17 protein-coding genes and 1 pseudogene are annotated in these 25,688 nt (G+C 65.2%); 4 read left to right on the forward strand and 14 right to left on the reverse strand.

Going from position 1 to position 25,688, the window contains the following annotated elements; genetic code table 11:
* Nucleotides 1-125: 125 nt before the first annotated feature.
* The 3 genes from RZV17_RS12270 to RZV17_RS12280 are packed head-to-tail and all read right to left on the reverse strand — an operon-like array spanning nt 126 to nt 5,181.
* Complete coding sequence (locus RZV17_RS12270; protein WP_355603758.1) at nt 126-1,505, reverse strand: metallophosphoesterase family protein; 1,380 nt, start codon at nt 1,503-1,505, stop codon at nt 126-128.
* Complete coding sequence (locus RZV17_RS12275) at nt 1,502-2,575, reverse strand: phytase (protein ID WP_233548940.1); 1,074 nt, start codon at nt 2,573-2,575, stop codon at nt 1,502-1,504. Before RZV17_RS12275 ends, RZV17_RS12270 begins: the two co-directional genes overlap by 4 nt.
* Before the next feature lie 44 nt (nt 2,576-2,619).
* Nucleotides 2,620-5,181: a TonB-dependent receptor gene (locus RZV17_RS12280; RefSeq protein ID WP_355603761.1), complete on the reverse strand. Its 2,562-nt coding sequence runs from the start codon at nt 5,179-5,181 to the stop codon at nt 2,620-2,622.
* Between the two features lie 151 nt (nt 5,182-5,332).
* Between RZV17_RS12280 and upp the strand changes: the two genes are divergently transcribed.
* Entirely contained in the window at nt 5,333-5,965 is a 633-nt protein-coding gene (gene upp, locus RZV17_RS12285; RefSeq protein WP_047695014.1) for a uracil phosphoribosyltransferase, read from the forward strand.
* Nucleotides 5,966-6,279: 314 nt separating this feature from the next.
* Here upp and RZV17_RS12290 read toward each other — a convergent pair whose 3' ends face one another.
* Nucleotides 6,280-8,025, reverse strand: a complete 1,746-nt coding sequence (locus RZV17_RS12290; protein WP_355603764.1) for a glycoside hydrolase family 9 protein — start codon at nt 8,023-8,025, stop codon at nt 6,280-6,282.
* Nucleotides 8,026-8,364: 339 nt separating this feature from the next.
* On the opposite strand from RZV17_RS12290, the gene RZV17_RS12295 reads away from it, so the two are divergent.
* On the forward strand, nt 8,365-8,622 hold the full coding sequence (locus RZV17_RS12295) for a hypothetical protein (RefSeq protein ID WP_047697973.1): 258 nt from the start codon (nt 8,365-8,367) through the stop codon (nt 8,620-8,622).
* 72 nt (nt 8,623-8,694) lie between these two features.
* Here the strand turns inward: RZV17_RS12295 and ggt are convergent, their stop codons facing one another.
* The 6 genes from ggt to rsmD form a co-directional block, all read right to left on the reverse strand.
* Nucleotides 8,695-10,488 (reverse strand): gamma-glutamyltransferase, encoded by a 1,794-nt coding sequence (gene ggt, locus RZV17_RS12300; RefSeq protein WP_355603768.1) that lies wholly within the window; start codon nt 10,486-10,488, stop codon nt 8,695-8,697.
* The gene (locus RZV17_RS12305; protein WP_029220241.1) at nt 10,485-10,769 is read right to left on the reverse strand and encodes a YfhL family 4Fe-4S dicluster ferredoxin; all 285 of its coding nucleotides are present in this window, start codon (nt 10,767-10,769) and stop codon (nt 10,485-10,487) included. The genes ggt and RZV17_RS12305 overlap by 4 nt, the downstream gene beginning before the upstream one ends.
* Nucleotides 10,760-10,942 carry a hypothetical protein gene (locus RZV17_RS12310; RefSeq protein WP_355603771.1) on the reverse strand — a complete coding sequence of 61 codons (183 nt, stop codon included), beginning with the start codon at nt 10,940-10,942 and terminating at the stop codon, nt 10,760-10,762. The genes RZV17_RS12305 and RZV17_RS12310 overlap by 10 nt, the downstream gene beginning before the upstream one ends.
* 61 nt (nt 10,943-11,003) lie before the next feature.
* A complete protein-coding gene (locus RZV17_RS12315; RefSeq protein WP_047697971.1) occupies nt 11,004-11,501 on the reverse strand; it encodes a hypothetical protein in 498 nt (165 codons plus the stop codon).
* Between the two features lie 46 nt (nt 11,502-11,547).
* Complete coding sequence (coaD, locus tag RZV17_RS12320; protein ID WP_039410764.1) at nt 11,548-12,054, reverse strand: pantetheine-phosphate adenylyltransferase; 507 nt, start codon at nt 12,052-12,054, stop codon at nt 11,548-11,550.
* Nucleotides 12,051-12,674, reverse strand: a complete 624-nt coding sequence (gene rsmD / locus RZV17_RS12325) for a 16S rRNA (guanine(966)-N(2))-methyltransferase RsmD (protein ID WP_355603775.1) — start codon at nt 12,672-12,674, stop codon at nt 12,051-12,053. The genes coaD and rsmD overlap by 4 nt, the downstream gene beginning before the upstream one ends.
* Nucleotides 12,675-12,911: 237 nt before the next feature.
* Here rsmD and htpG point away from each other — a divergent pair, with 237 nt between their 5' ends.
* Both htpG and RZV17_RS12335 read left to right on the forward strand, forming a co-directional pair.
* Nucleotides 12,912-14,816 (forward strand): molecular chaperone HtpG, encoded by a 1,905-nt coding sequence (gene htpG / locus RZV17_RS12330; RefSeq protein WP_184387517.1) that lies wholly within the window; start codon nt 12,912-12,914, stop codon nt 14,814-14,816.
* Nucleotides 14,817-15,041: 225 nt separating this feature from the next.
* Nucleotides 15,042-15,146, forward strand: a pseudogene (locus RZV17_RS12335) (type I toxin-antitoxin system SymE family toxin); the annotation flags it as partial.
* 211 nt (nt 15,147-15,357) lie between these two features.
* Here the strand turns inward: RZV17_RS12335 and RZV17_RS12340 are convergent.
* The 4 genes from RZV17_RS12340 to RZV17_RS12355 form a co-directional block, all read right to left on the reverse strand.
* Complete coding sequence (locus RZV17_RS12340; RefSeq protein WP_355603779.1) at nt 15,358-17,733, reverse strand: glycoside hydrolase family 127 protein; 2,376 nt, start codon at nt 17,731-17,733, stop codon at nt 15,358-15,360.
* A gap of 151 nt (nt 17,734-17,884) precedes the next feature.
* Nucleotides 17,885-20,779: a TonB-dependent receptor gene (locus RZV17_RS12345; protein WP_355603782.1), complete on the reverse strand. Its 2,895-nt coding sequence runs from the start codon at nt 20,777-20,779 to the stop codon at nt 17,885-17,887.
* Between the two features lie 414 nt (nt 20,780-21,193).
* Nucleotides 21,194-22,960 carry a DUF6055 domain-containing protein gene (locus RZV17_RS12350; protein ID WP_355603785.1) on the reverse strand — a complete coding sequence of 589 codons (1,767 nt, stop codon included), beginning with the start codon at nt 22,958-22,960 and terminating at the stop codon, nt 21,194-21,196.
* A 187-nt stretch (nt 22,961-23,147) separates the two neighbouring features.
* Nucleotides 23,148-25,454: a DPP IV N-terminal domain-containing protein gene (locus tag RZV17_RS12355; protein WP_355603788.1), complete on the reverse strand. Its 2,307-nt coding sequence runs from the start codon at nt 25,452-25,454 to the stop codon at nt 23,148-23,150.
* Nucleotides 25,455-25,688 lie beyond the last annotated feature (234 nt).

A 25,688-nucleotide genomic window follows, 5' to 3' on the forward strand; every position in this document is an offset into this window, starting at 1 on the left:
TTCGCATTTTTCGATAGGACGCCCGCGGGTTATTCGAAGAATCTATGCGCGCGCGAAGTTTCCTCACACCGCCCTCATTTACCACGACGATTCGCCCGAATAATCGTCGCGTTGTCATATTTACTTCACTCCCAACACCGATCCGCCCGCCCCTTCAACGTCGCCTCGCGCGGACACGTGCGTGGGGCGATACGTCCCTGCGCATTCTCGATCAACCGCTTTGCACCCTGTGCATCGCGTTGCAATTCGAATGCGTCGTACAAGCGGCCCGTGGCGGTGCGCGATTCATACACCAGGTGCTGCCTGTCCAGTCGAAGCACCTGATACAACTGGGTGTCTTCACCCACCGGCCGCATGGTCTTGCGCGCCATGTCCGAGAGGCGGTACTGCTTGGGCCCGGCCACCGACACCACGAATACCGGCGTTGCCTGCCCCGGCTGGTCGCCGCGCCGGCCATAGGTATGGTCATGGCCTTGCAGCACCAGATCCACCTTGTGCCGGCGAATCACCGGCAGGACCTGCTCCACCAGTTTTTCGTTCTCGCGATCGGCACGCGGCGAGAAGAACGGCTGATGGATGAGCACGATCGACCACGGATGCGGGTTGTCGGCCAATACCTTGTCCAGCCACTGCGCCTGCGCCGGGCCGGTGCCCAGATCCAGCACCGAGGTGCCATCGAGCACGGCAATGCGCACGCCCTGATAATCGAACCAGTAGCTGGTGCGCGCGGTGGCCGAGGGCCCGTTACGCGGCAATGCGAAGGTCACCGGCCAATGGTTGCCCAGGGTGCGGGTCGCCTGCGGAGACTCGTCGCCTTCCTCGTGATACTCGTGGTTGCCCGGCGCCGGCGCCACCGCCGTGCCTTCGAGCAGCCAGCGCCCGGCTTCGAACCATTCCGCCCACTCGTTGTCGTCCTGGCCGTCCTTGCCGCTGACCAGATCGCCGGCGAACAACGCAAGCCGCGCCTCCGGCGCCGAGCGCCATGCCTGGCGGATCACCCGCGAGACCAGGCTGAGGTTCTTGTTCTGGGTATCGCCGAAATACAGCAGCGTCAGCGGGGCGTCCGGCGTGGCAGCGGTACGGAACTGATTCCAGGCGCCCCAGGTGTCGTGGCCCTGCACGCGGTAGGCATACAGCGTGTCCGGCGTGAGCCCGGCGATCTCGGCGCGGTGATGGTGCGAGCTGCCATTTTCGCTGGCCAGCGTCGCCGTGGTGGCACGGATGCGCCGCGGCGTGCCCAGGTCGGGCGAATCGCCGGCAACCACCAGTTCCAGCCAGGGCTGGCTGACGCTGGCATCGGTGCGCCAGGCCACCGCAAACCCGGTGGCCGCATCCTGCGCCGGCGTGGCGACGATGCGGTCGGGAAAGCCGTCGGCCACATAGTGGGTGGAGCCGGCCGGCACCTGCGTGTTCGGCTCGGCAGCGCGCTCGGCCGCACATACCTGGCCAGCGGCCAGCGCAAGCACCGACACCACCACGGACAGCACCCTGCGTGGGGCGTTCATGGCGCGCAGTCCTTCAGCCGCAAGGTGCGCGCGATGTCGCGCCAATCGAAGGCCGCCACGGCCTGGTCGTCGTGCAGCGCGTAGAACACGCCACCGGGAAAGCGCGCGTCGCCACGTTGGTCCAGCCACACACCGTCGGTGTTGGCAGTCACCCGGCCGGCGAAGGCGCCCACGTGCGCCAGCGTCTTGCGGTCGAACACCTGGAACACGCTGCGGTCCTTGAACTGATCGGTGGCGATCCAGTAGCCGCTGCCGTCGGCGCATTGCAGCAAGGTCAGGCCTTCGGCCTGCGCCTTGAACAGCCCGGTGCCGACATTGCGCCCGCGGTAGCGCCCGTCCATGCCGTATTCGCGCAATTGGGTGCCGACGGCCACGTCCTCTTCGGCAATCATCAGCCGCGCATTGGCCTCGTCGCCGAAGACCGACTCGGCAATACGGATGGCACCGGCCTCGGTGGTATCACCAAAGCTCTGCGTCAGCCGCGCCTGCCAGCTCTGCCCTGCCGCGTTCAGCTGATAGCGCCGGAAACGCTGGCCCAGCTCGGCCAGCGGCGGCGGCTGGTCCTTGTTGGCCGGCGACATGTAGTTGTCGCTGACCACCACCTCGTAGCCGCCGTCGTGCTTGCGCACCCACAGCCCGTAGGGCTCGCGCAGCGCATCCTGGCCGAACGCGGTCAGCGGCCTGAAATCCGGCAGCGAAAACACCTGCACGCGGCGGTTGTCGCGCTCCACCACGAACACCAGGTCATCCACCACCGAAATGCCGTTGGGGCGATCCAGCTTGCCCAGCGCCTTGCCCTTGCCGCCCACCACCCGCAGCCGCTTGCCGCTGTCGCCGTCGAACACCACCAAGGCATGCGTGGCCTTGGCCGTGGCGATCACCCAGCGGCTGCCATCGGGGGCGCGCCAGCTGGCCGGCGAATCCAGGTTATCGGTGGGCGTGAGCGCGGTGATGAAGGCTTCGGGCACCACGTCGTGCGCCACCTTCGCTTCGCTGAGCGTGGGATCCTGCAGCAATGCTTCGTCGGCTTCGCGGTCGACGGCGTGGGTTGCACAGCCGGCCAGCGCCATCGCGCCTGCCAGCACGGTGGCCGGCAACAACACGGCGGCCCGCATCACAGTGCCACCTTCAGGCCGAGCGCATAGGTACGGCCATATTCTTCGTTTTGCAGGGTACGCGAGCGCACGCCCTGGTACAGCTCCAGCGGTTCGTCCAGCAGGTTCTGCGCTTCCAGGTACAGGCTGACGTGGCTGTTGAACTGATAACTCATGCTGACATCCAGCTGGGTATGCGGGGCGACGTAGATATCGTACGCACGGCTCTGTCCGATGGTGTCCAGGTACTCGCTGCGGTACACCGCTGCCACGCGTGCACTGAAGCCGTACTTTTCGTAACCCAGATGGCCGCTGTAGATGCGCTTGGACGAGCGCGGCAACATGAAGTCCTCGCCGGCGCGACCGCTCAGGCCCGGGTCGAAATCGCTGTCCAGCGCGGTGGCGCTGGCGCCGAGCAGCAGGCCGTTCCAGCCTTCGGGCAGGAAGTCCAGGCTCTGCTGCCAATTGAATTCGGCACCGCGCACCTTGGCGGTGTCGCCATTGATCGCGCGCGTCACCTGCAGGCCGGGGAATTGCGCATCGATGGTGCTGATGGTCTGCACGATGTAGTCGTCGATCGACTTGTCGAACACGCCCAGCGACACCAGGCCGGTGCTGCCGATGTACTTCTCGAACGACAGGTCCAGGTTGGTGGAGCGGTACGGGTTGAGATCGGGGTTGCCGATGTTCACCTCGTTGTCGCCGCGATTGATGCTCACCCGTGGCGACACATCGCCGAACGAAGGCCGCGACAGGGTCTTGTTGGCCGCAAAGCGCAGCACCCAGTCGTTGCCGCTGTCGTAGCGCAGGTGCAGGCCCGGCAGCACGTTGGTGTAGCTGCTGGACGCTTCGCGCGGGGTCACCGTGGCGGTGCGGCCGTCTTCGGCCACGTCCACCTGGTTGCCGGTGGCGTTGAACTGGGTGTTTTCCACGCGCACGCCGGCAATCATGCGCAACGCGCCGATGTCCCAGGTTCCCATCGCGTAGGTGGCGAACACGTCTTCGGTGGCGGTGTAGTCGTCCTGCAACGACACCTGCTGGTTGGCGCCGACATCCTGCGGGCGGGCGCTGTAGAGATTGCCCGACGCGCGCCAGTAGCGGCGCATGCCGTCCGAGCCGATGCTCTGGCCCAGGGTGCCGCCGCGATGCTCCGGCGGCGCCGTGGTCCAGCTGCTCGGATCGATGGCCGGGCCGCGACGCAGCTCGCGTTCGTCCACGTTGACATCGCGCTCGCGCCAGCGGCCAAGCACGCCCATCTTCAGGCTGGAATGTTCACCGTCGAAGCGCACATTGAGTTGCGCGCTGTGCTCGCTATCGTCCACCGTCTTGGGTGCGAGCACGAAACGATCGAACACGAACTCCTGGTTGCTCTGCCAGCCGTTATCCAAAAACCCCAGGCGCGGGATGCCGCTGCGCTGGTCCACCGTGGCCGAGAGGTCGTCGCCGTCATAATCGAAGTACGCCTCCATCTCGTCGTTCACCCGCTCGGTGGTCTTGGTGTAGCCGGCCTTGTAATCGATGGTGGCGCTGCTCAGGCGGTTCTCGCCACCGACGCTGATGGCGGTGTTGTCTTCCTTCTTGGTGCGGTAACGCACGCGCTTGGAGATGCTGTCGGCCGGCAGATCGGCCACGTTGTAGGTGCCATCGCCATTGGCGCTCACCTGGCCGTCGGCAAGGCCGAAGATGGTGCGCTGGCGCGTTTCGGCATCGTCGAAACGGCTGTACAGCGAGCGCAGGTAGTAGCGGTTGTCCGCATCCGGGCGCCAGTCCAGATTGAGGTTGGCGCCCATGCGGGTCCGCTCGATGAAGTATTTGCGGCGCTGCACCTGGCCAGCGAACAGATCGTCAGCGGCGCCACCTTCGAAGCTGTCGTAGGCCACTTCGGTATTGTCCGATTCGAACTCGCGGTCCTGGTAGTTCACCCCCACCGCCACGCCGAAGGTGCCGCCGACAATATCGCTGTAGTTGAACGCGCCCTTGGGGCTGGTCTTGCCGGACAGCGACTGATGGCTGCCCTCGATCGAGCCGCGCAGCGTGCGCCCATCGCGGTCGAAGGCGGAGGTGGATTCGACCTGGATGGCACCACCGATCGAATCGCCCGGCATGTCCGGGGTCGGCGACTTCACCACCTTCAGCCGTTCGGTGGAATCGGAGGGGATCACGTCCAGCGGCGTGGAACGCGTGCCGTCTTCGGGCGTGCCCATGTTCATGCCGTCGATGGTCACGCTGTTGAGCGCCGAATCCAGGCCGCGGATGACCACAAAACGCCCTTCGCCCTGGTCGCGGGTGACGCTGACACCGGGCAGGCGCTGCAAGGATTCTGCAACATTCTTGTCGGGGTAACGCCCCAGCGCATCGGAGGCGACGGCGTCCTGGATGGCATCGGAGGCGCGCTTGAGGTCGACCGCGCGCTCCTGCGCTTCCTGTTGCGGGCGCACTTCCAGGCGTTCCAGATCGATGGCGGCTGCACCGCTGGCGGCGCCGCCGGCGGCAACAGGCTCTGCCGCATGTGCCTGCGGGCCCCAGCCGGCGCTCGCCAGCGTCAGCGTGATCGCCAGACAGAGCGGAGTCTTGTTCGACACGAGTGCTTCCCCAATCGGTTAAGAATGGGTGTGCACACTATGTCCGCGACGTTTCACCGACATGACATGTGCAAGCGCGATCACATGCGCACTGTGGCGACGCCCCGGCTGGCTGCGGCACACTGTGCGTCTTTCCTGCCTGTCGCTGCCCATGAAAATCGTCGAAGTCCGCCACCCCCTCGTCCAGCACAAAATCGGCCTGTTGCGCGATGCCGCCCTGAGCACCAAGGGCTTTCGCGAACTGGTCACCGAGCTGGGCACCCTGCTCGCCTACGAGGCCACGGCGAACCTGGACACCGAATCGCATGTGCAACAGGGCTGGGCCGGCCCGGTGAGCGTGCAGCGCATCGCCGGGGCCAAGATCACCCTGGTGCCGATCCTGCGTGCGGGCCTGGGCATGCTGCCCGGCGTGCTGGCCCTGATCCCGGCCGCACGCGTCAGCGTGGTCGGCCTGCAGCGCGACGAAGAAACCCTGCAGCCGGTGCCCTACTTCGAACGCCTCACCGGCCGCCTGGAGGAACGCGAGGCGCTGATCCTGGACCCGATGCTGGCCACCGGCGGCACCCTGATCGCCACCATCGACATGCTCAAGCGCGCCGGCGCCCGCCGCATCAAAGGTATCTTCCTGGTCGCTGCACCGGAAGGCCTGAAGGCCCTGGAAGCAGCGCATCCGGACGTGGAGGTCTATACCGCCGCCATCGACGACCACCTCAACGAAAAGGGTTACATCCTGCCCGGCCTGGGCGATGCGGGCGACCGGATCTTTGGCACGCGGGTGGAATAAACGGCGCTGGCTTGAAGCCCCTTTCCCCGGGAGAGCCCCTCTCCCCTCGGGACGGGAAGGCAGCGCTTGCGCGCGATCGGCGCGCGTGCCTTGGAGCGCCCGCAAGCGGGGGTTGGGGCGAGGGTACCGGGCGAAGCAGGCGGCGCGTCACCGTTGAAGGCGCGTGGCGACGCGTTTGTCATTGCAGGCACTGGCAACTCATTGAGGCGCACCCTCATCCGGCGCTACGCGCCACCTTCTCCCGAGGGGAGAAGGAACAGCTGCAGTGTGCGATCGCTACGAGGGTGCCGGCACCACTTCGAAAACCGCACGTCCTACCGCGTCGATGCCTCAATCGCCGCGCTCACATACACCAGCGGCGCGTTCCAGTTGATGGCCACCTCGTTGGTCGCGTAACTGCAGGTGTCATCCAGATACGACAGCGCCGGCAACATGGACGGATAGGCCACCTTGCAGTCTTTGGCGTCCTGATGGCCCGGCTGCGGGCCGCCGGCCAGCCAGCCCGGCACCGGCGCGGCGATGCCGTCCGCTTCGGAGGGGCGATGGTGGATATGCATCGGCGTGCGCTGCCCGACCCCGGTGACAAACGACAGGCCCAGCGGATTGCGGCCCAGGATGTAATCCAGGTGCGACTGCGCGGCATCCAGATACGTGCGCTGCCGGGTCAGGCGATAGCCTTGCAACAGCATCATCGCGCGGTTGAGCACCGCGGCATTGCTGCCCCAGACGAAATCCTTGTCGTTCATCGCCAGCCGCCACGGCGATGCCTGCCACGCATCGGCCAGCTGCTGCGCCAGGCCGGTGATTTCGCGCGTGATGCGGGCACGGTCGGCATGCGCGGTCAGCGTGTCGCGGTGCGCGGCCAGCGACATCCAGGCCAGTCCGCCCACGCTGCCCCAATTCGGCACGCTGGCCGGCACGTTGCGCGCCAGCATCGCATCGTAGAACTTGTCCTCGCCGGTGGTCACGTACAGCTCCGCTGCTGCCCAGGCAAATTCGTCGTCCACCTGCGCGTCGTCGTAGCCACCGGTACGCACATCGTCGGGCTGGCGATAGATCACATCCGGATGCTGTTGCGCCCACGTCCACGCGGCCCGCGCGGCCTTCAACATGCGTGCCGACATGCCCGGATACTGTTTATCGAAGGGTGCATACACGCGGCTGGCCGCGGCCATCACCGCGGCAAAGTCCAGCGTGGCGGCTGTGGCCTTCATCACCACATAGCGTTGCTGCTTGGCCTGGTCCGGCATCACCAACCCGTCGAACTGCTTGTCGGTGAGCTTGTGGTAGACGCCGCCATCGGCCGGGTCCTGCATGGCCAGCATCCATTCCAGGTTCCACAAGGTCTCCTGCAGGATGCCCGGCACGCCGTGCGCGGCGTCCGGAATGGTCAGGGGCTTGGCCTTGAACAGCGCCGGATAATGTTCGTAGGCTGCCAGCAAGGTGTAGGTGCTGATGCCGGAATTGACGATGTACTTGTTGTAGTCGCCAGCGTCGTACCAGCCCTTGGGCGCACTGATCACGCTGTCGGCCGGGCGCGTGGCCGAGGCCGCGGACGGATGGATGCGCACCTGCGTATCCGGATGCCCGGCCGCACGCGCATAGCGCCCGGCAAACTGCGCCGGCAGCGCGGTACTGGCGCGGTTGAAATAGAACGCCTTCAGCGAGGCATCGACCACCGGCTGGTAGGCATGCGCGTCGATCGGGAAGGGATCCGATGCCGGCAGCCCGTCGACCTTCAACCGGTAGGTGCCGGCCGCACGCACGCCGGAAAAATCCGCCACCCGCGCCTGCTGCCCGGCCGGCGTCCACAGCGCTGGCGGTTGCAAGGTGCCTTGCAGCACCGTGCGTCCCTGCGCATCTTCCAGCGCGAAACGGTCCGCTTTCAGCACCTCGCCCTGCGCTAGCCCGACCACCGCCAGCTTGGTCGAGCCCGGCAAGTACCCAAGCTGATTGACGTGGATCGCGCCTGCCGAACGGGGCGCGCTGAGTTCGGCGGCGCAGGCACCCAGGGGAAGCAGCAGCGCGGTGACAGACAACAGGATGACAGGAGTTTTCATGCGCCCATGGTGGCCGCACCCTAGCGCCGCTACAAGCCCAGATCGCCGCAACGCGCCGAGTCGTGTACTGATGGCACCTCTGGAGTCGTTCGAAGATTGCACATTGCTGCCAACCGCGTCGCATTGTTCCGGCGATCAAACCTGGTCCAACGCTTCCGCTGCTCACACCCTGGCTTGCACGGGAAAACCAACCTGATTCCTAGTCGGCACGCCCGTGATTTACGTCGTTTACACCAATTCCCCTCATCACAGGGCGGCTAACGTGGCATGGCGCCCCACGCTGTGTCGTCCCTATCGCAGCGACAGGCGCATCCCCATTTCATCACCAGGAGACATCCGATGAACATCATCGATAGCGATAACAAACCCGTCGCACCCGGCACCCTGAGCCCCGAACAGCACCAGGCCAAACAACGCGGAATGCCGCGCTGGAAACCCTTCCTGGGGGGCAATACAAATCCGGACATCAACGTGCTGGAAGGCAAGCTAGTCGTACGCCTGCTCGACGCCTCCGTGCAGAGCAAGAAGAGCAACCCCGATTACAGTGACTACACCGTCTATGAAGCCAAGGGCCACTATTACGGGCTGTTGGAATGACCCGTGATCGGCCACGATGCAAACGATCGCAGCCAGGCAGCAGGCACCGGCCTGCCACCTGGCTGCGCATCATTACGGACTGGCTTGCGAGCCGACGTTCGCTTCCAGCTGCACCTGCGCCTTGCCCACCGGATTACGCGGGTCACTGCCGCCGCTGAGCACGTTGCGGCGCTTGTCCCATTCCACGGTCTGCAGGTTGCCCCACACGTGACTGGAGCCGCGGCCGCCCTCGGCGCTGTCGCCGGGCAGTTTGAGGGCGTGGCCCATCGCTTCCAGGCCCTTGGCGGTCTGCGGCGAGAAGGCATCGGTTTCGGCGTCGATGACGTCCGGCAGCCACTGGTGGTGATACCGCGGTAGCGCGCTCACTGCCTGTGCATCCAGGCCTGCGTCGTAACCGAGGATGCCGAGCAGCACCATGGTGATGATGCGGCTACCGCCCGGCGTGCCCAGCACGATGGCCTTGTCGGCCGACTCCATGAACGTGGGCGTCATCGAGCTGAGCATGCGCTTGCCCGGCTTGGGCGCGTTGGCTGCATAGCCCATCACGCCAAACGCATTCGGCGTGCCCGGCTTGAGCGCGAAGTCGTCCATCTCGTTGTTGAGCAGCACGCCGGTGCCCTTGGGGATCAGGCCCGAGCCGTACAGCAGGTTGACGGTCTGGGTGGCACCCACGCGGTTGCCTTCGCCATCGATGATGGAAAAGTGCGTGGTCTCGTCGTCTTCCAATGGGGTGGGATTGCCCGACAGCAGATCGCTGGGCGTGGCCTTGTCCGGATTGATCGTGGCGCGCAGGCCTTGCGCGTAGTCCTTGCTGGTCAGCACGCGCTGCGGCACATCCACGAAGTCCGGGTCGCCCAGGAAGAAGGTACGGTCGCGGTAGGCGCGGCGCATCGACTCCACCACCAGATGGGTGCGGTGCACGTCATCGAGTTTGTTCAGGTCCCAGCCTTCCAGAATCTGCAGCATGGCTGCCAGCGCGATACCGCCGGAGGACGGCGGCGGTGCGGTGGTGATCTTCCAGCCGCGGTAATTGAACTGGATCGGCGTGCGCTCCTTGACCCGATAGCCGGCGAGCTCGGCGGCCTTCCACTGACCACCGGCCTGCTTCACGCCGGCCAGCAGCTTCTTGGCGGTCTCGCCTTTGTAGAAGCCGTCGAAGCCCTTGTCGCCGAGCAGCTGCAGCGTATGCGCCAGCTCCGGCTGCTTGAAGATCTCGCCTTCGGCAATGGGTTTGCCGCCGCGCAAGTACACCTCGCGCGTGCCGGGGTAGCGCTCCATCACTTCGCGCCGCGAGGCATAGCCTTTGGCCATGCGCGCGTACACCGGGAAACCTTCGGTCGCGATGCGGATCGATGGCGCCAGCGACTGCTTCAGCGGCAGCCGGCCATGCCTGGCAGCCAGCTCCACCAGCGCCGCGGGCAGCCCAGGAATACCGGCCGACCATGCGCCGTTGACCGAGCGGTCGCGGTCCAGCTCGCCTTTCTTGTCGAGGAACTGCGCTTCGGTGGCCGACTCGGGCGCGGTTTCGCGCGCGTCCAGCATCACGTCCTTGCCGGTCTTGGCGTCGTGCAGCAGGAAGAAACCACCGCCACCCAGCCCCGAGCTGATCGGCTCGACCACCGCCAGCGTGGACGACACCGCAACCGCGGCATCGAATGCATTGCCGCCCTCGCGCAGGATCTGCAGGCCGGCATCGGTGGCCAGCGCATGGCCGCTGGCGATCGCCGCGCCAGGCGGATGCGCGGCAACCGGTGCGGTGCTGGCCGCTGCCGACTTGGCGCCGTCGGCAGACCACACAGGCGGTGCCAGCACCAAGGCCAGCAACAACAGGCCGCGCAGGGAGAAGCGTGGGGAGAAAGTGCTCACGGGGCGGGAGGCTCCTGTTCGTACAGTTCGGGATGATCGCGCTGCAACTGCATCAGCTTGGCCAGCAATTGATCATGGGTTTCCGGAATGTCCGGATCCGGGTCGATGCATTCGACCGGGCACACCACCACGCATTGCGCTTCGTCGAAATGGCCCACGCACTCGGTGCAGCGTGCCGGGTCGATGACGTAGATGGTCTCGCCCATCGAGATGGCCTGATTCGGGCACGCCGGCTCGCAGACGTCGCAGTTGACGCAGAGCTCGTTGATTTTCAGCGACATATCGACACCACCATGCAATGCGGGGCAGCGCGATTCAACTGCAGGCGCTGGAACGCAACGTACTGCTGCAGGCGGGCGCACATGGCGCGGATGATGACCACCTGGACAGCGCCTTGCGCGCTGTCCGGCGCCGGCTTGGTACGGCCGGCTCCGGTGACGTGTGGAGTCAGCATGCTGCTGACTCCACACACGGCGGCCGGGTGCGCCCTCCCGCGCATCCGGCCTGGTACGGCATTACTTGGCTTCAACGAAGGTGTATTCCACGCCCTTGGGCTGGACGATGGTCTGCACGCGGGCATTTTCGGCGGCATCGCCGATGAACAACACGCGCACGCCCTTCATCGAATCCGGCTGCACGTCCTTGAACGCGGCGTCGATCAGGTCGGCCATCTTGGTGGACGCGGACGAACCGAAGGCCAGCATGTTGCCTGGCTGCACGCCACGTGCCAGCGCGGTCTTGACGCTTTCCAGCTGACGCTCGTAGCTGCCGGCGAACTCGGCATCGGACTCCGGCGGCAAGTAGTACAGGAACGGGCTGTTGGTGGTGGCGCCCAGGTTCTGGCCGACCACTTCCTGCAGGTACTTCTTCCAGCCGGCGTTGTCGTCCTTGGCCGGTGCCTTCAGCGGCGCCGGTGCGGCAGCGGCGGTCGGCGCCGGCTCTTCCTTCTTGCAGGCGGTGACCGCCAGTGCGGCGATCGAAGCGAGCGCCAGAGCGCGCATGGTGTGTTTCATGAAACTCCTCCCTTTGAAATGCATGTGGTGATGTAACTGCAAAAGCTCAGGCCTGCGCGCGGGATTCGCGCACCTGCCGCAACGCCTCGACGACCGAGGCCGGAACGAAGCCGGACACATCCCCGCCCAGACGCGCAATTTCGCGCACCAGCGATGAGGAAATGAAGCTGTATTGCTCGGCCGGGGTCAGGAACAGGGTTTCCACCTCCGGGATCAGATGGCGGTTCATGCTGGCCATCTGGAATTCGTATTCGAAATCGGACACCGCACGCAGGCCGCGCAGCAACACGCCGGCGCCCATGTCGCGCACGAAATGCGCCAGCAGCGTGTCGAACCCGCGCACCTCCACGTTGGCATGCGCGGCCAGGGCTTCCTGCGCCAGCGCCACGCGTTTTTCCAGCGGCAGTGCCGGGCCCTTGGACGGGCTGTAGGCAACCCCTACCACCACGCGTTCGAACAGTGGCGCGGCGCGGTTCACCAGGTCGATGTGGCCATTGGTGATCGGGTCGAAGGTACCGGGATAGACGGCGGTGCGGCTGTTGGCCACGCTCATACGGAAACTACCGGGGTCGGATCGCTCTTCAGTGTAGCAGCGGCCCGGCGGTACAGCGCATAGCGCACCTCCCGGGTGCCGCCCTCGCGGTGCAGGTGCCAGCCGGAAGGCAGCGGGGGCACGCCGTCGGCGGGCGCTTCCAGATACAGCCAGGCCTCGGCGGCCAGATGCCGGGGCAAGCGGTCCAGCACGCCGGGCCACAGCCCGGCGGCGAACGGTGGGTCGACGAACACGATGTCGGCCTGGGCCGGCGGGGCGCGCTCCAGCCAGCGCAGCGCGTCGTCCTGCAGCACCTGCACCTGGCCGGCGGCATCCAGCTTGCGCACATGCTCGCGTAGCCGCTGCGCCAGGCCGGGGTCGCGCTCGATCAGGGTGGCATGCGCTGCGCCGCGCGAGACCGACTCCAGCCCCAGCGCGCCGGAGCCGGCGAACAGGTCCAGCACGCGCGCACCAGGCAGGCGCGGCATCAACCAGTTGAACACCGTCTCGCGGACGCGGTCGCTGCTAGGACGCAGGCCCGGCAGGTCGGGCACCGCCAGTCGCGTATTGCGCCAGCGCCCACCCACGATGCGCACCTGGCCTTCCGCGCCGCGCGGCGCCGGCCGCGCCGGGCGGCTCATCGCCGCGCGCCCGGCGTGGGCAGGCAATGGCGGCGTAGCGAGGGCACGAGTGGCGGCATGGGTCGGGGCGCGGTCAATGGCCGTCCATGATACCGCTGTGGCTGCCGTTCCCGCCCCGCCCTGCCCGCCGATGCACCACACATTCGGGCACGCCCGCCTTGAAAAAATCCGCCGACGGCCTCATCCCCCAGGCCATCGGCCGCGGTGCGGCCTGGACCACCATGGAGCACGACCCCAATGACCGTTGATACCGACAAGCAGACGCTGGGCTTCCAGACCGAGGTCAAGCAGCTGCTGCAGCTGATGATCCATTCGTTGTACTCGAACAAGGAAATCTTCCTGCGCGAGCTGGTCTCCAATGCCGCCGACGCCGCCGACAAGCTGCGCTTCGAAGCCTTGGTCAAGCCCGAGTTGCTGGAAGGCGGTAGCGAGCTGCGCATCCGCGTCGACTACGACAAGGACGCCCGCACCGTCACCATCGACGACAACGGCATCGGCATGAGCCGCGAGGATGCGGTGTCGCACCTGGGCACGATTGCAAAGTCCGGAACCGCCGATTTCCTCAAGCACCTGAGCGGCGACCAGAAGAAGGACGCCAATCTGATCGGCCAGTTCGGCGTGGGTTTCTATAGCGCCTTCATCGTCGCCGACCAGGTGGACGTGTACTCGCGCCGCGCCGGCCTGCCTGCCAACGAAGGCGTGCATTGGTCTTCGCGGGGCGAAGGCGAATTCGAAATCGCCAGCATCGACAAGCCCGAGCGCGGCACCCGTATCGTGCTGCACCTGAAGGAAGGCGAAGAGTCGTTCGCCGACGGCTGGACCCTGCGCAACATCCTCAAGAAGTATTCCGACCACATCGGCCTGCCGATCGAAATGCGCAAGGAGCACTACGGCGAAGAGGCCGACAAGCCCGCCGAACCCGAGTGGGAATCGGTCAACCGCGCCAGCGCGTTGTGGACGCGCCCCAAGTCCGAGATCAAGGATGAGGAGTACCAGGAGTTCTACAAGCACGTAGCGCACGACGCGGGCAACCCGCTGGCGTGGAGCCACAACAAGGTCGAGGGCAAGCTGGAATACACCTCGCTGCTGTTCGTGCCCGGCCGCGCCCCGTTCGACCTGTACCACCGCGACTCGGCCAAGGGCCTGAAGCTGTACGTGCAGCGCGTTTTCATCATGGACCAGGCCGAGCAGTTCCTGCCGCTGTATCTGCGCTTCATCAAGGGCGTGGTCGATTCGTCGGACCTGTCGCTCAATGTCTCGCGCGAGATCCTGCAATCCGGCCCGGTGGTGGATTCGATGAAGTCCGCGCTGACCAAACGCTCGCTGGATATGCTGGAGAAGCTGGCCAAGGACAAGCCGGACGACTACGCGACGTTCTGGCGCAACTTCGGCCAGGCGTTGAAGGAAGGCCCGGCCGAAGATTATGCAAACCGCGAAAAGATCGCAGGCCTGCTGCGCTTCTCCTCCACGCATGACACCACCGGCGCGCAGAGCGTGGGCCTGGCCGATTACGTGAGCCGTTTGGCCGAGGGCCAGGACAAGCTGTACTACCTCACCGGCGAGAGCTACGCGCAGATCAAGGACAGCCCGCACCTGGAGGTGTTCCGCAAGAAGGGCATCGAAGTGCTGCTGCTCACCGACCGCATCGACGAATGGCTGATGAGCTACCTCACCGAATTCGACGGCAAGTCGTTCGTGGACGTGGCACGCGGCGACCTGGACCTGGGCAAGCTGGATTCGGAAGAAGACAAGAAGGCGCAGGAAGAAGTTGCCAAATCCAAGGAAGGCCTCGCTTCGCGCATCAAGGCCGCGCTCGGCGACGATGTGGCCGAAGTACGCGTCTCGCATCGCCTCACCGATTCCCCCGCCATTCTGGCCATCGGCCAGGGCGACCTGGGTCTGCAGATGCGTCAGCTGCTGGAAGCCAGCGGCCAGGCCGTGCCGGAAAGCAAGCCGGTGTTCGAATTCAACCCGGCCCATCCGCTGATCGAAAAGCTGGATGCGGAAGCCGACATGGACCGCTTCGGCGATCTGAGCCGGGTGCTGTTCGACCAGGCCGCGCTGGCGGCTGGCGATAGCCTCAAGGATCCGGCCGGGTATGTAAGGCGATTGAATAAGTTGTTGTTGGAGTTGTCTGCGTAAGCGGCAGCTACACTGGGTGTCATCCAGAGACCGGCCTGCGCGCCGGTCTTTTTTTGTGCATGCGGCAGGCACTCGACATCGCGCACCTGCCGCATGCCGTCGACGCTGGCCAACCGCCAGGATGGGTGGAATTGCGATCTGTACTCGACCAGGCAGCCGTGGCCCAGCGAGACTGCGGCCAACTTGCTCATCGCAGAGCGCAGTGGATCGTCAACGAATTTTCAGCTTGCGCTTGCGGGGCTATCGCTGGAGCAGTTGCGACGTGCGGTTGGTTGCAAGTTGCAGATCGTTGTCCGTCGAGGTCAGTTCGTGGTGACTGCTGCAGAGGATTCCACGGCGAAGCGGCGAGCAACACAGTGCGATTGTTTATCTTGGGGGCTTCGCCTCCGTGCCCTCACCCCAACCCCTCTCCCGAGGGAGAGGGGCTTTTTCCCCTGCGCTGGTTGCTTGTGATGCTTTGCTGGTTGTGTGCTTGCGGTGTGTCATCTACGCGTGACGCAGCGCGTAGGTAACCGCAGCAATACAGCGGCCTGTGCCTTGATCACGCCGACTCCAGCACCCAACACCCGAATGCAGGGCCGGCCGAATAACCGGTTTCCGGTTCGATGCGAATCTGCAGGGTGGCGCGACCTGCTACCGCTGCGGGTAAGGCGTAGTCCACGTCGACGAAATCCAGGCCGCGGTTGCCGTCGAGGCGTTCGTTGGCGATGAGTTCGCCGTCGGCGAGGATGCGGAAACGGCGGCGGGTTTCGTCGCCCCAGTAGCGTAGGCGCAGGATGCTCGCCTTCGCCGTGTTGCGCACGGTGAAGGCGATGAAGCCGCCGGTGCGGGCGTCGCGGCCGGCGCGGCGGCGGTAGCTCAGTGCATAAGAGCTTTCGCTGGTGAGTGCGTGGGCTTTTTCGGAGGTGTCGTCGCCAAGCGCAACGTGGTCGAGCGCGCGGGTATCCAGGGCTTTTTGCTGTTGCGCGTTGGCGGCCTGTTCGGCCTGGCGTTGTTGCCAGGCGGCGGCGTCGCGATGCTCCAGGTACACCGCGCTTCGGCGATCGAATTGGGCGTAGAACGGCGAGAAATGCCATTGCTGGGCGCCGTCGGCATATGCGTAATGGCCGTGTGCCGGCAGTGGTTGCAGGCGTTGCAGCACCTCATCACCGCCGACCAGCGCGGGGGTCTTGGTGCTCCAGGGCTTTGCGGCGTCGCCAAGATCGGCGGCGAGCACCAGCGGGCCGCGCATGAGCGCCACCCAAGCCGGGTCGTCCGCCGTGGGTTCCAGGCGCAACGGCATGTCCAGCTGCAGGGACACGGTGTCGCCAGCCTTCCACGCCCGCGTGATGCGCAGGTAGCCGTCCACCGGCTGCAGGGTTTGCAGCTCACCGTTGACCTGCAGCGTGGGCGCCCTGGCCCAGCCGGGCACGCGCAAGGCCAGCGTGCGTGCCTCCGCTGGCGCGGCGTCGATGCGCAGCGCGACCTGGCCTTGTTCGGGCAGCGTGCTATGCAAGGTCAATGCGAAGCCAGCGGCATCGCGCACCGTGGAGGGCACATATAGATTGACGTAGACGCCCTGCCCGTCTTCCCAGTAGATCGAGTCGCCGAACTGCGCGTGCGCTTCCATGCCGCTGCCGACGCAACACCAGAAATCGTCGAACGGCGACGACCAGCCGCGCGCCTCGCCGGCCAGCAGCGGTGTCATGTAGGTGAACATGCCGGTGCGCGGGTGCTGCTGCGCCATCACGTGGTTGAGCAGGGTGCGTTCGTAGTAATCGAAGAACGCCGCCTGTGGCCCCCATTGATACAAATGCCGGGTGAGCTTGAGCATGTTGTAGCTGGCGCAATGCTCGCAGGTCTGCTCGGTGAGGAATTTCGAGATGCTGTCCGGCTGCTGGAAGTATTCTCGGTCGCCATTACCGCCGATCACATAGGTGTGGTGGTCGGTGACGGTGTGCCAGAAGAAGCGCGCTGCGGCGCCGGATGCGGCATCGCCGGTGACTTCGTATTCGCGTGCCAGGCCGATCAGCTTGGGGATGTTGGTGTTGGAATGCTGGTGCACCAGTTCGTCGCGCTGGGCGATGAGTGGGTCGAGCACGGTGTGGTGATGCAGGCGCTGCGCCAGCGCCAGCCATTGCGCGTCGCCGGTTTGCACATGCAGTTCGACGAACGATTCGTTGAGGCCGCCGAATTCGCACGACAACACTTTCTGCAATTGCGCGTCGTCGAGCGCGGAGAAGATGCCCTGCAGATACCCGGCCAGACCGACTGCCACCTGTAGCGCATGCGCGTTGTCGCAATGCGCATGCACGTCGAGCAAACCGGCGAACAGTTTGTGCCAGGTGTACAACGGCGCCCAGCTACCGTTGAGATAGAACGGCGCCGGGTCGATCTTGCCGCGCTTGAGTTCGTCGAAGACCGCACGCCCGCTTTCGATCTGCCCTGCCGCGTTCTTGCGGGTGAAGCCGGCCACGAAGCCATCGCCGGCATGCGCCTGGCAGCGGGCCAGTTCGCTGACGATATAGGCAGCGCGCATGCGGCATTGCGCATCGCCGGTTTGCGCATGCATCAGCGCCAGTGCGCTGAGGTAGTGGCCGAGCGTGTGCCCGGCGATGGTGTCCGCTTCCCAGCCGCCATAGGCCGGCGCCTTGGGATCGAGGCCGGCGTACAGCACGAAGTTGTGCAGCAGGCGGTCCGGCTGCAGGCGCATCAGATAACGGCGATTGGTATTGAGCGCATCCAGGAACAACGACGGCGTGAGCCTGACCTGGGCCAGCGGCACTGCGCGCACGCTGCCCGGCTGCGCAGCGCTGGCCTGGGCCGGAAACCGCAGGAAGCCCGCGGCAACCGCCAGACTGCTCCAGGCCAGAAAACGCCGCCGCGACACACTCAATGCGTGGGCGCCGGTCGATTCACTCGCAGGCATCTCCGTCATGGGCTCAGCTTAGCTCCTGTCGGCACGCACGGACTGCGCGCACCATTGCAACAAAGGGCTGTGCAGCCGCGCAATTACTCGCGCCTGCACAGGTGTGGCTCACGCGACCGACTAGCCCCGGACACACTCCATGGCGACGACACCGCCGCACTCAAAACTTCACCGTTGCGCGCGCCCAGTAGAACCGACCCAGCAAGTCGTAGGTCGCCACGTCGGTGTTCGCATTACCCACGTTGTTGGAGTAGTACAACGGCGGCTGCTTGTTGGCGATGTTGTCCACGCCCACTTCAAAGCGCGTGTGCCACGGCTCCACGTTGTAGCCAAGCTGCAGGTTGTTGTAGACGTAGGCGCCGATCTTGCGCACCACGGTCGGCTCGCTGGAGTCGGCCGACAGGCTCTGGTCCGGATCCGAATTGCCGATGGCGGTGTGCCCTACATAGCGGATGCGCCAGGTGGCGCTCCAGTCGTCCAGTGCCCAGCTCACAGTGCCCAATGCACGCCAGCGCGGGAAGTTGCCATAGGCCTGGGTGTAGCGGCCCACGTTGTGGATGGTGACCGAGCTGGGGTCGGTGGTGTCGGGCAGCACGTCGTAACGGGTGAGATAGGTGCCGTTGAGGCCGGCAGTGACATTGCCCCAGGCAGTTGTCGGCAAGCGATAGGTCAGGTTGAAGTCCATGCCCTTGGCCCAGAGCTTGCCCAGGTTGACGGTGGGCTCGGCGATGTAATTGATGGTGCCGTTGCCGTTGCGATGGATCAGCGGGCAGAACGCGCTGGCCGGGTTGGCGAAGCATTGATTGAGCACGGTCTGCGCGGACACCGTGGTGATGGTGTCTTCCAGGTCGATGCGCCACCAGTCTGCGCTCAGCGACAGGCCATCGATCCATTGCGGGTCATACACGAACCCCACATCGTACGACTTGCCGGTTTCCGGCTTGAGCTGGTAGCCCGCCACCGCCGCACCGGACACCTTGCCCGACACCTGCCCGTCCGATTGCTGGTAGCCGCCGTTGGTGGGCACGTTGGCGCAGGCCACGGTGTTGCCACCGGTGTAGCCATTGCAGGGATCGTTGACGGTCGCCGCATCGCCGGCCACGCCGGCATACAGTTCGTTGATGTTGGGCGCGCGGAACACCTGCGACACGGTGCCGCGCAGCAGCAGGTTTTCGATCGGGCGATACTCTAGCGATACTTTGCTATTGGTCTTGCTGCCCACCGAGCTGTAGTCGGAAAAACGCGTACCCACGGTGACGTTCAACGCGTTGATGCCGGGCAGATCCTTGAGCAGCGGGAACAGCGCTTCGGCATAGGCTTCCTTGACATCGAAACTGCCGCTCAAGGTGGACGAGCAGAACTCGATCACCCCGCACAGGCCGTTTTCATCGCCGGTCCATAGCGGGTCCGAGGCCGTGGTGGAGCGCTCCTTACGGTAGGAAATGCCGGCCGCCAGGCTGGCCGCCCCGGCAGGCAGGTCGAACAGGGTGCCGTTTGCATTGGCCTCGAACTGCTTGACCGTGTACACGCTGGTGACGATGGGATTGACCACCATGCCCTGCAAAGTGGCCAGGTTGGCGCTGTCGTTGAGGTTGAAGAAATTCAGCGGCGTGCAGCCGGCAATCGCTGCGCCGGCGCTGCCGCACTTCACCACACCATCGCTGTCCAGGAACGATGGGCCGATGGCTTGATTGAACGCGGCATAGTCGAGAAAGCCGTTGTTGATCGACTTCTGCTTGACCTTGCCGTAGTTGAAGGTGGCATCCCATTGCCAGGAGCTGTCGCCGAAGCGGCCGCGCAGGCCTGGGCTGATCTGGAAGTTGTAGGTGTCGTATTGGTAGCTGCGATTGCCCAGCACGGTGGCGCGCGTGTTGAGGTCGTTGTAGAAGGTGCCGGTGGTGCGGTCGGTGCCGAAGTTCACGCCGAACGGGTTGTAGTAACTCTGCGCCGATACCAGGATGTTGTCGCCGTTGGAGAAGATCGGAATCGGCGCAATGATCGAGGCCGATTCGGTTTTACTGAACCAGGTATTGACGTAGCCCTCGACGCTGTCGCTGAAGCGATAAGTGCCCAGCAGGAAGGCATTGGTGCGCTTTTGCGGCGTTTGCAGCAGGTTGAACGGCTGGTAGTTGTAGGAGTCTGCGCTGGCGCTGTAGCAATGGAAATCGCCCGGGCCGGCGCGCCCGCTGACGCCGCTGTTGAGGGTGACGCGCCCGCAGCCATTGGACTGGGCGAGCAGCAGCGATTGCTCCGAGCCATCGTTGAAGTTGACCGTGCCGGTAGGCGTGGCGGACGAGCCCTGCTTCACCGGTTGGCCATTGGTCAAGGCGAGCGCGTCCCTGGAGTAATCGCGCGCCGCTGCCGACACCGGGTCGATGTTGTGATATGACAAACCGGCGATCAGGCTGCCGCGCTCCCAGGTCTTGCCGGTGGTCAGGGTGAAGTTGCGGCGGTTGCCATCGCCTTCGCTGCTGGTGCCGAAGTCGCTGCTGAACTGCACGCCGTCGAAGCGCGTGCGCAGGATGAAATTGACCACGCCACCGATCGCATCGGAACCGTACACCGCAGACGCACCGTCGCTGAGCACTTCGATCCGCTCGATCATGCTGGACGGAATGGCGTTGACGTCGTTGTAGGCCAGCCGGATGCCGTTGACCAGCACCAGCGTGCGTTTGTCGCCCAGGCCGCGCAGCGAAATGGCGGATGCACCGGTGCCGCCGCCGTTGTTGGTGTACGGATTGGTGGCGTTGCCGGCGATGGAGGGAAGCTCCTGCAACAGATCGCCGACCGTCGCCTTGCCGGTGGCGGCGATCTGTTCCTGGCTGACGGTGACGACCGGGTTGGCGGTTTCGGTATCCACGCGGCGCAGGCGCGAGCCGGTGACCACCACGCTGTCCAAGGTCTGCGTCGCTTCGCCCGCGGTCGCCTGCTGTGCAGACGCCGGCGCGACCACACCTGCCGACAGCGCGAGCAACAGCGCGGTGGTGAGCATGCTCGGCAATGGCCGCACGGTGGCGCCGCAGGTGCGGGAGGGAGGCAACGGCAACATCGGCATGCAAGGCTCCTGAGTCGTACAGCAGGCGAACGATGGGCAACACACGCCCGTGCCGGCGTGCAGCGGCGCAGGTCGAGGTGATTGGCAGACGCATGACGCAACGAAACCGCTGCTCAGGCCCGTATTGCAGACACGCGGCAACCTGCGGCACAGGCAATCGAAAGATCGCGCTGCAACGCGTGTTGTCAGGAAGAATTTGATTCCGCACTGAAGGCGCCCATGCGCTCCAGTTTCATCAGCTGGTCACAATGTGCCCGTGCGCACGCGCCACGTCTTGTCGCATTTGGCGACAGCACATGCGGAAAACAGCATGGTTTCTGCAAGGTTCCAGCACACCCAGCGTGCTCTACTGCTTGCGCGCGATTGCCGGCACAAGCGTGGCCGCACAGCCAGCAGCGAACACGCGCGGTCACCTCATCGACAGGGTTGCGGTTCGAAGTTGTGGCCGTTGGTGTTCCAGTTTCGATCCAGGCCACCGCTGCCTTTGTAGGCGTAACAGGTCGCAGCGGGGCCTACCAACGGCGTTGCGCCCTGGATGGCGACCTCGTAGGGAAACGTGGTTGCCCTCTTGCCGGCCAGTTGTTCTTCCCCGGTGGGCACCACCGAGTAACGATACGGCGTTGCGGTCACGACCAGGAAGTAGCTGGTGCCGCTTGCGGCCTGCAGCGGAAACGTGACGGTGGCAGAAGCAGTGCCTTCTACTGCGGCCAGCGGGGCATAGTGCGGATGCGACTGGGCATCCAGTGCCAGCACGGTAAACCGCCACGATGCCTGATCGGCAGTGGTCCTGCCCTTCAAGCTGACCGCAATCGACGTTGCAGCGGCGTCCGGCGTGAGCGGAATCACATGCGTGCCGTAGATATTCAGCGGGCGCTCCGGCGACGACGCGTAACTGCCGCGCATGGCCAACGGCTTGAGCGGGACATACCGCTTGCCGGCGGCGTTACCGTTGCCGATATCGAGCATTGCCTTCTGGCTTGCGAAGTCGAACGCTGCCAGACGTGCGCCATAACGCCCCACCATCTCCGCGAACGAGCGGTATCCGTTCGGAAACTGCCCGCCTTGCTGCCCCAGACGCACCAGCGTCTGTACCGGCGTTTCCAGCGTGTCGCCTGCGGCGTTGCGCTGATTCTTCAACCACATGTTCCAGACCAACGGCCGGGTGGCATCGTTCTCGTCCAGATACATCAGAAACGGGTGCGCGCCGTAACGGCTTTGCGGAAAGAAAGGGCCGTTTTCCAGATTCGAGTAGTAGTACGACAGCCACTGATCGTCCATGCGCGTGGTCTGGTAGGCGCTCCAGTTGGCGTTGGTTTCCCAGAACCACCCCGCCGCCTGCAGGTTGCGATAGCCGCCGCTGTAATACTGGATCACATGGATGAATTCATGCGCCATCGAAAATGACCCATAGCCCAGCGCCCAGGCCGTGACACCCATGGATTGCCCACCGGCTGCGCCACAGTCGGTGAGATCGCCGCCTTGCACATAGGGCAACCCCGTGGCGCACAGGTACACATTGATACGCTTTGGCTGGGCGGCGTCGGCATACGGCATCGGCGCGTTGAGCACCTGTGCATTCATTTCCCAGACCCGCTCCAGCCACGCCGCACTTTGCGTCACGAAGTCGTCCCAGGCGATCCCCCGGCTGGCCACATCGCGGTAGCTCTCGCCTTTGCGATCGACGCCGTACCAGAATACAAAATGCTGCGTCTCGTATTTCTTCGCCGAGCCATTTGCCAGCATTGCCGGCGTGACGGTGTCGGGTGCGGGCGCGGTGGCATAGCTGCGCGTGTCCTTGTGCACCGGGTGTGCCTTGGCCAGGTTGGCGACATAGCGCAGGTCGGCATCGCCAAATGAGTTGAGTTGGTATCGCCGGCGACAGCCATCGGATGACTCCAGCAGGACCGTACGCCGCGACTGTGCAGAAGCCTCGCCGACGGCGATGACCAACCTGGCATCGAAGGGCTGGCCCTGGGCGATACCGGCATTGTTCGGCTTTCCGGCGTCGGGCTGGGTGTTGTTGGGTGTCCAGGTGCGCAGTGGCTCTGCACTGCCCCAGGGATAGCGCTGTGAAAGGCTTTGGCAACCCACTGTCTCTGCGGCCAACGCCAGGCCAGGCAGGGATGCGGCCAGGACAGCGCCAAGCATCCATCGGGGCACACGGGTGTGCGATGTTTTCACCGGCTCGCTCTCCAAAACGAAGCGCGCCGTGATGGGCGCTTACCTGATCGAAATGCGTCGTTGGCCGTGCGACCGACCTTGGGGCCGGCGTGCGTTGCCAACCAGCCGGCAGAACGTTGACCTTGCATGCCCGACGCATGGACGCATCGCTTCGACGCGGTGTCGGCGTCTGCGTGCAGGGGCTGCGTCATTGCGCTGGCACCGCAGACACGCGGTTCCACTCCGGCGTTGGCGATTGCTGCATCCAGCGCAGGAAGAAATCCAGCAGACGGCGCTTGCCGTAGGTGCCGCCGGCACCATGATCGCCGCCTGGCACGACCAGCAGATCGAAGTCCTTGCCGGCCTTGATCAGGCGGTCGGCCACCTGGAAGGTGCTTGCCGGGTCGACGTTCATGTCCATGTCGCCGGTGACCAGCAGCAGATGCCCTTGCAGGCGCGCGGCGTTGTCCACGTTCGACGATTCGCTGTACCACGGCCCCACCGGCCAGCCCATCCACTGCTCGTTCCACCAGATCTTGTCCATGCGGTTGTCGTGGCAGCCGGAATTGGCCACGCCTGCCACGTAGAACTCCGGATGGAACAGCAGCGCCGCCAATGCGTTCTGCCCGCCGGCGGAGGTGCCATACACACCGACACCGCCGCCGATGTCGTACCACGGGTACTGCGCCGCGGCGGCTTGATGCCAGGCGATGCGGTCCGGCAAGCCGGCGTCCTTGAGATTGCGCCAGGCCACATCGTGAAAGGCGCGCGAGCGCTTGTTGGTCCCCATGCCATCGATGGACGCCACCGCAAACCCCAGCCCGGTGAGTGCCGGCGTGGCGGTGGTGAAACTCTTCGGCACGAACGAGCCCTGCGGGCCTGCGTAGATGTCTTCGATAACGCTGTAGCGCTGCTGCGGATCGAACTGCTGCGGGCGCTGGATCACGCCCCAGATCTCGGTCTTGCCATCGCGCCCGGTGCTATGGAACGGCAGCGGCGCTTGCCAGCCGGCCGCCAGCAGGCGACCCAGATCGGTGCGCTCCACGGTGCGTGCCAGGCTGCCATCTGCGCTGCGCCGCAGCTCCAGTACCGGGCCCAGGTCCACGCGCGAGTAAAGATCAAGTAGCCACGTTCCATCCGGTGAATAGTGCACTTCATGATCGGCAGCCAACGGCGTCAATGCGGTGAGCCCGCTGCCATCCAGGCCGATGCGATACGCGTGGCGGTAGTACGGGTCTTCGCCGGGCTGCATGCCGGAGGCGGTGAAGTACACCTGCTCCGTGGCTTCGTCGACGCGGTCGAGCTTGCGCACCACCCAGTCGCCGCGGGTGATCTGGCGGATCACCTCGCCGCGGTGGCCGTCGTACAGGTACAGATGCTCCCAGCCGTCGCGCTCGGAGGCCCACACCACCTGCGCACCGTCGGCCAGATCGCGGCGCGCATGCTTCCCGCCGTCTTCATGCTCGCCGCTGAGCTCGAAGTATTCGATGAAGGTGGGCGATGTTTCTTCGATGAGCGTGCGCGCGGCGGCCGTGCGGGCGTCCACTTCGATGACCCGATACAGCTGGTGCCCGCGTGCGTTGTATTCGAAGGTGAAGCCACGGCTGTCCTTCCACCAGACCATCTCGCTCAAGGTGAAGGCATTGGGCAGCAAGGTCATCGCCACCGGATGCGCCGCGTGCGTGGCGATGTCGAACAGCACTGGCTGCATCACCGGCAGGTCGTCACCGGGCTTGGGGTAGACCTGTTGGTGCAACTTGGGCTGCAGCTGATCGGCCGGTGCGGATTCGATGTAATACACCATCCGCGGCGATGGCGACTTGACCCGATACGCCGCCAGATGCTGCGAATCCGGTGACCACACCACACTGTCGAGTGCGTAGTAGTCCTGCGCACTGCCGTCGCGGGTGAGCACGCTGCGCTCACTACTGCCGACCGGCGCGATCACCAGATTGGCCTGCTCCACCCAGGCGCGCCAACGGCCATCCGGCGACACCTTGGCCTGCTGCTCGCCCTGTATGAGCGGCAGGCGCATGTCCATCGATTCGGCCTGCAGGTCGCGTTCGGGCACATGCGCGCAGCGATAGCGCGCCAGGTCGCACTGCCATCCCTGCTTTCCCAACTGGAAGCCCAGGCGCTTCTGTTCGAGGGTGAGGTCTTCGAGCCGCAGGTGGGTTGCGTCGATTGCTTGCGCACCGGCCTGGGCCAATGCGGCGGCCAGCCGCGCGTGGTCGAAGGCCAGCGTGTTGCGGCCGCTGGCGGCTTCCACCATGCGGTATTCGATGGCCGGCGCCTGGTTGCCGCGCGCCACACCACGCCGATACACAAAGTGCCCGGCATCGACCCACACCGGTGCGGTGGGTTGCCGATCCACCAGCGAGGCATAGTGATCGGACAAGCCGATCGCCTGCGTGTACTGCGCTGGCGTGGCCGCGGTCATGGGCGCCGCCGTACCTGCCAGTATCGGCGTGAGTGCGAGAGACACACACCACGCTGCGATGGTGCGCAAGCGCATGGTTGGGATATGTGGCAACTGCGACCTCAGGGGATATTTGAAAGGACAGCGTGGTGTTGGTGGAGGATTGCCTGGCCGTTGGCCATCGTCTTTGCGGCAGGCACACGCGATAGACGGTGCCACAGGTCGCTAGGTCCTGCGGCTGCGCTGGCTGCGTACATCAGGGATATCCGCGGGGTATCGGGCGTGGGCAAGCCAGCGTGGCTGAAACACAGGCTGTGCGTTCGCACGCAT

It is taken from the genome of Xanthomonas cannabis, assembly GCF_040616535.1.
In the GTDB taxonomy this organism is placed as follows: Bacteria; Pseudomonadota; Gammaproteobacteria; order Xanthomonadales; family Xanthomonadaceae; genus Xanthomonas; species Xanthomonas cannabis.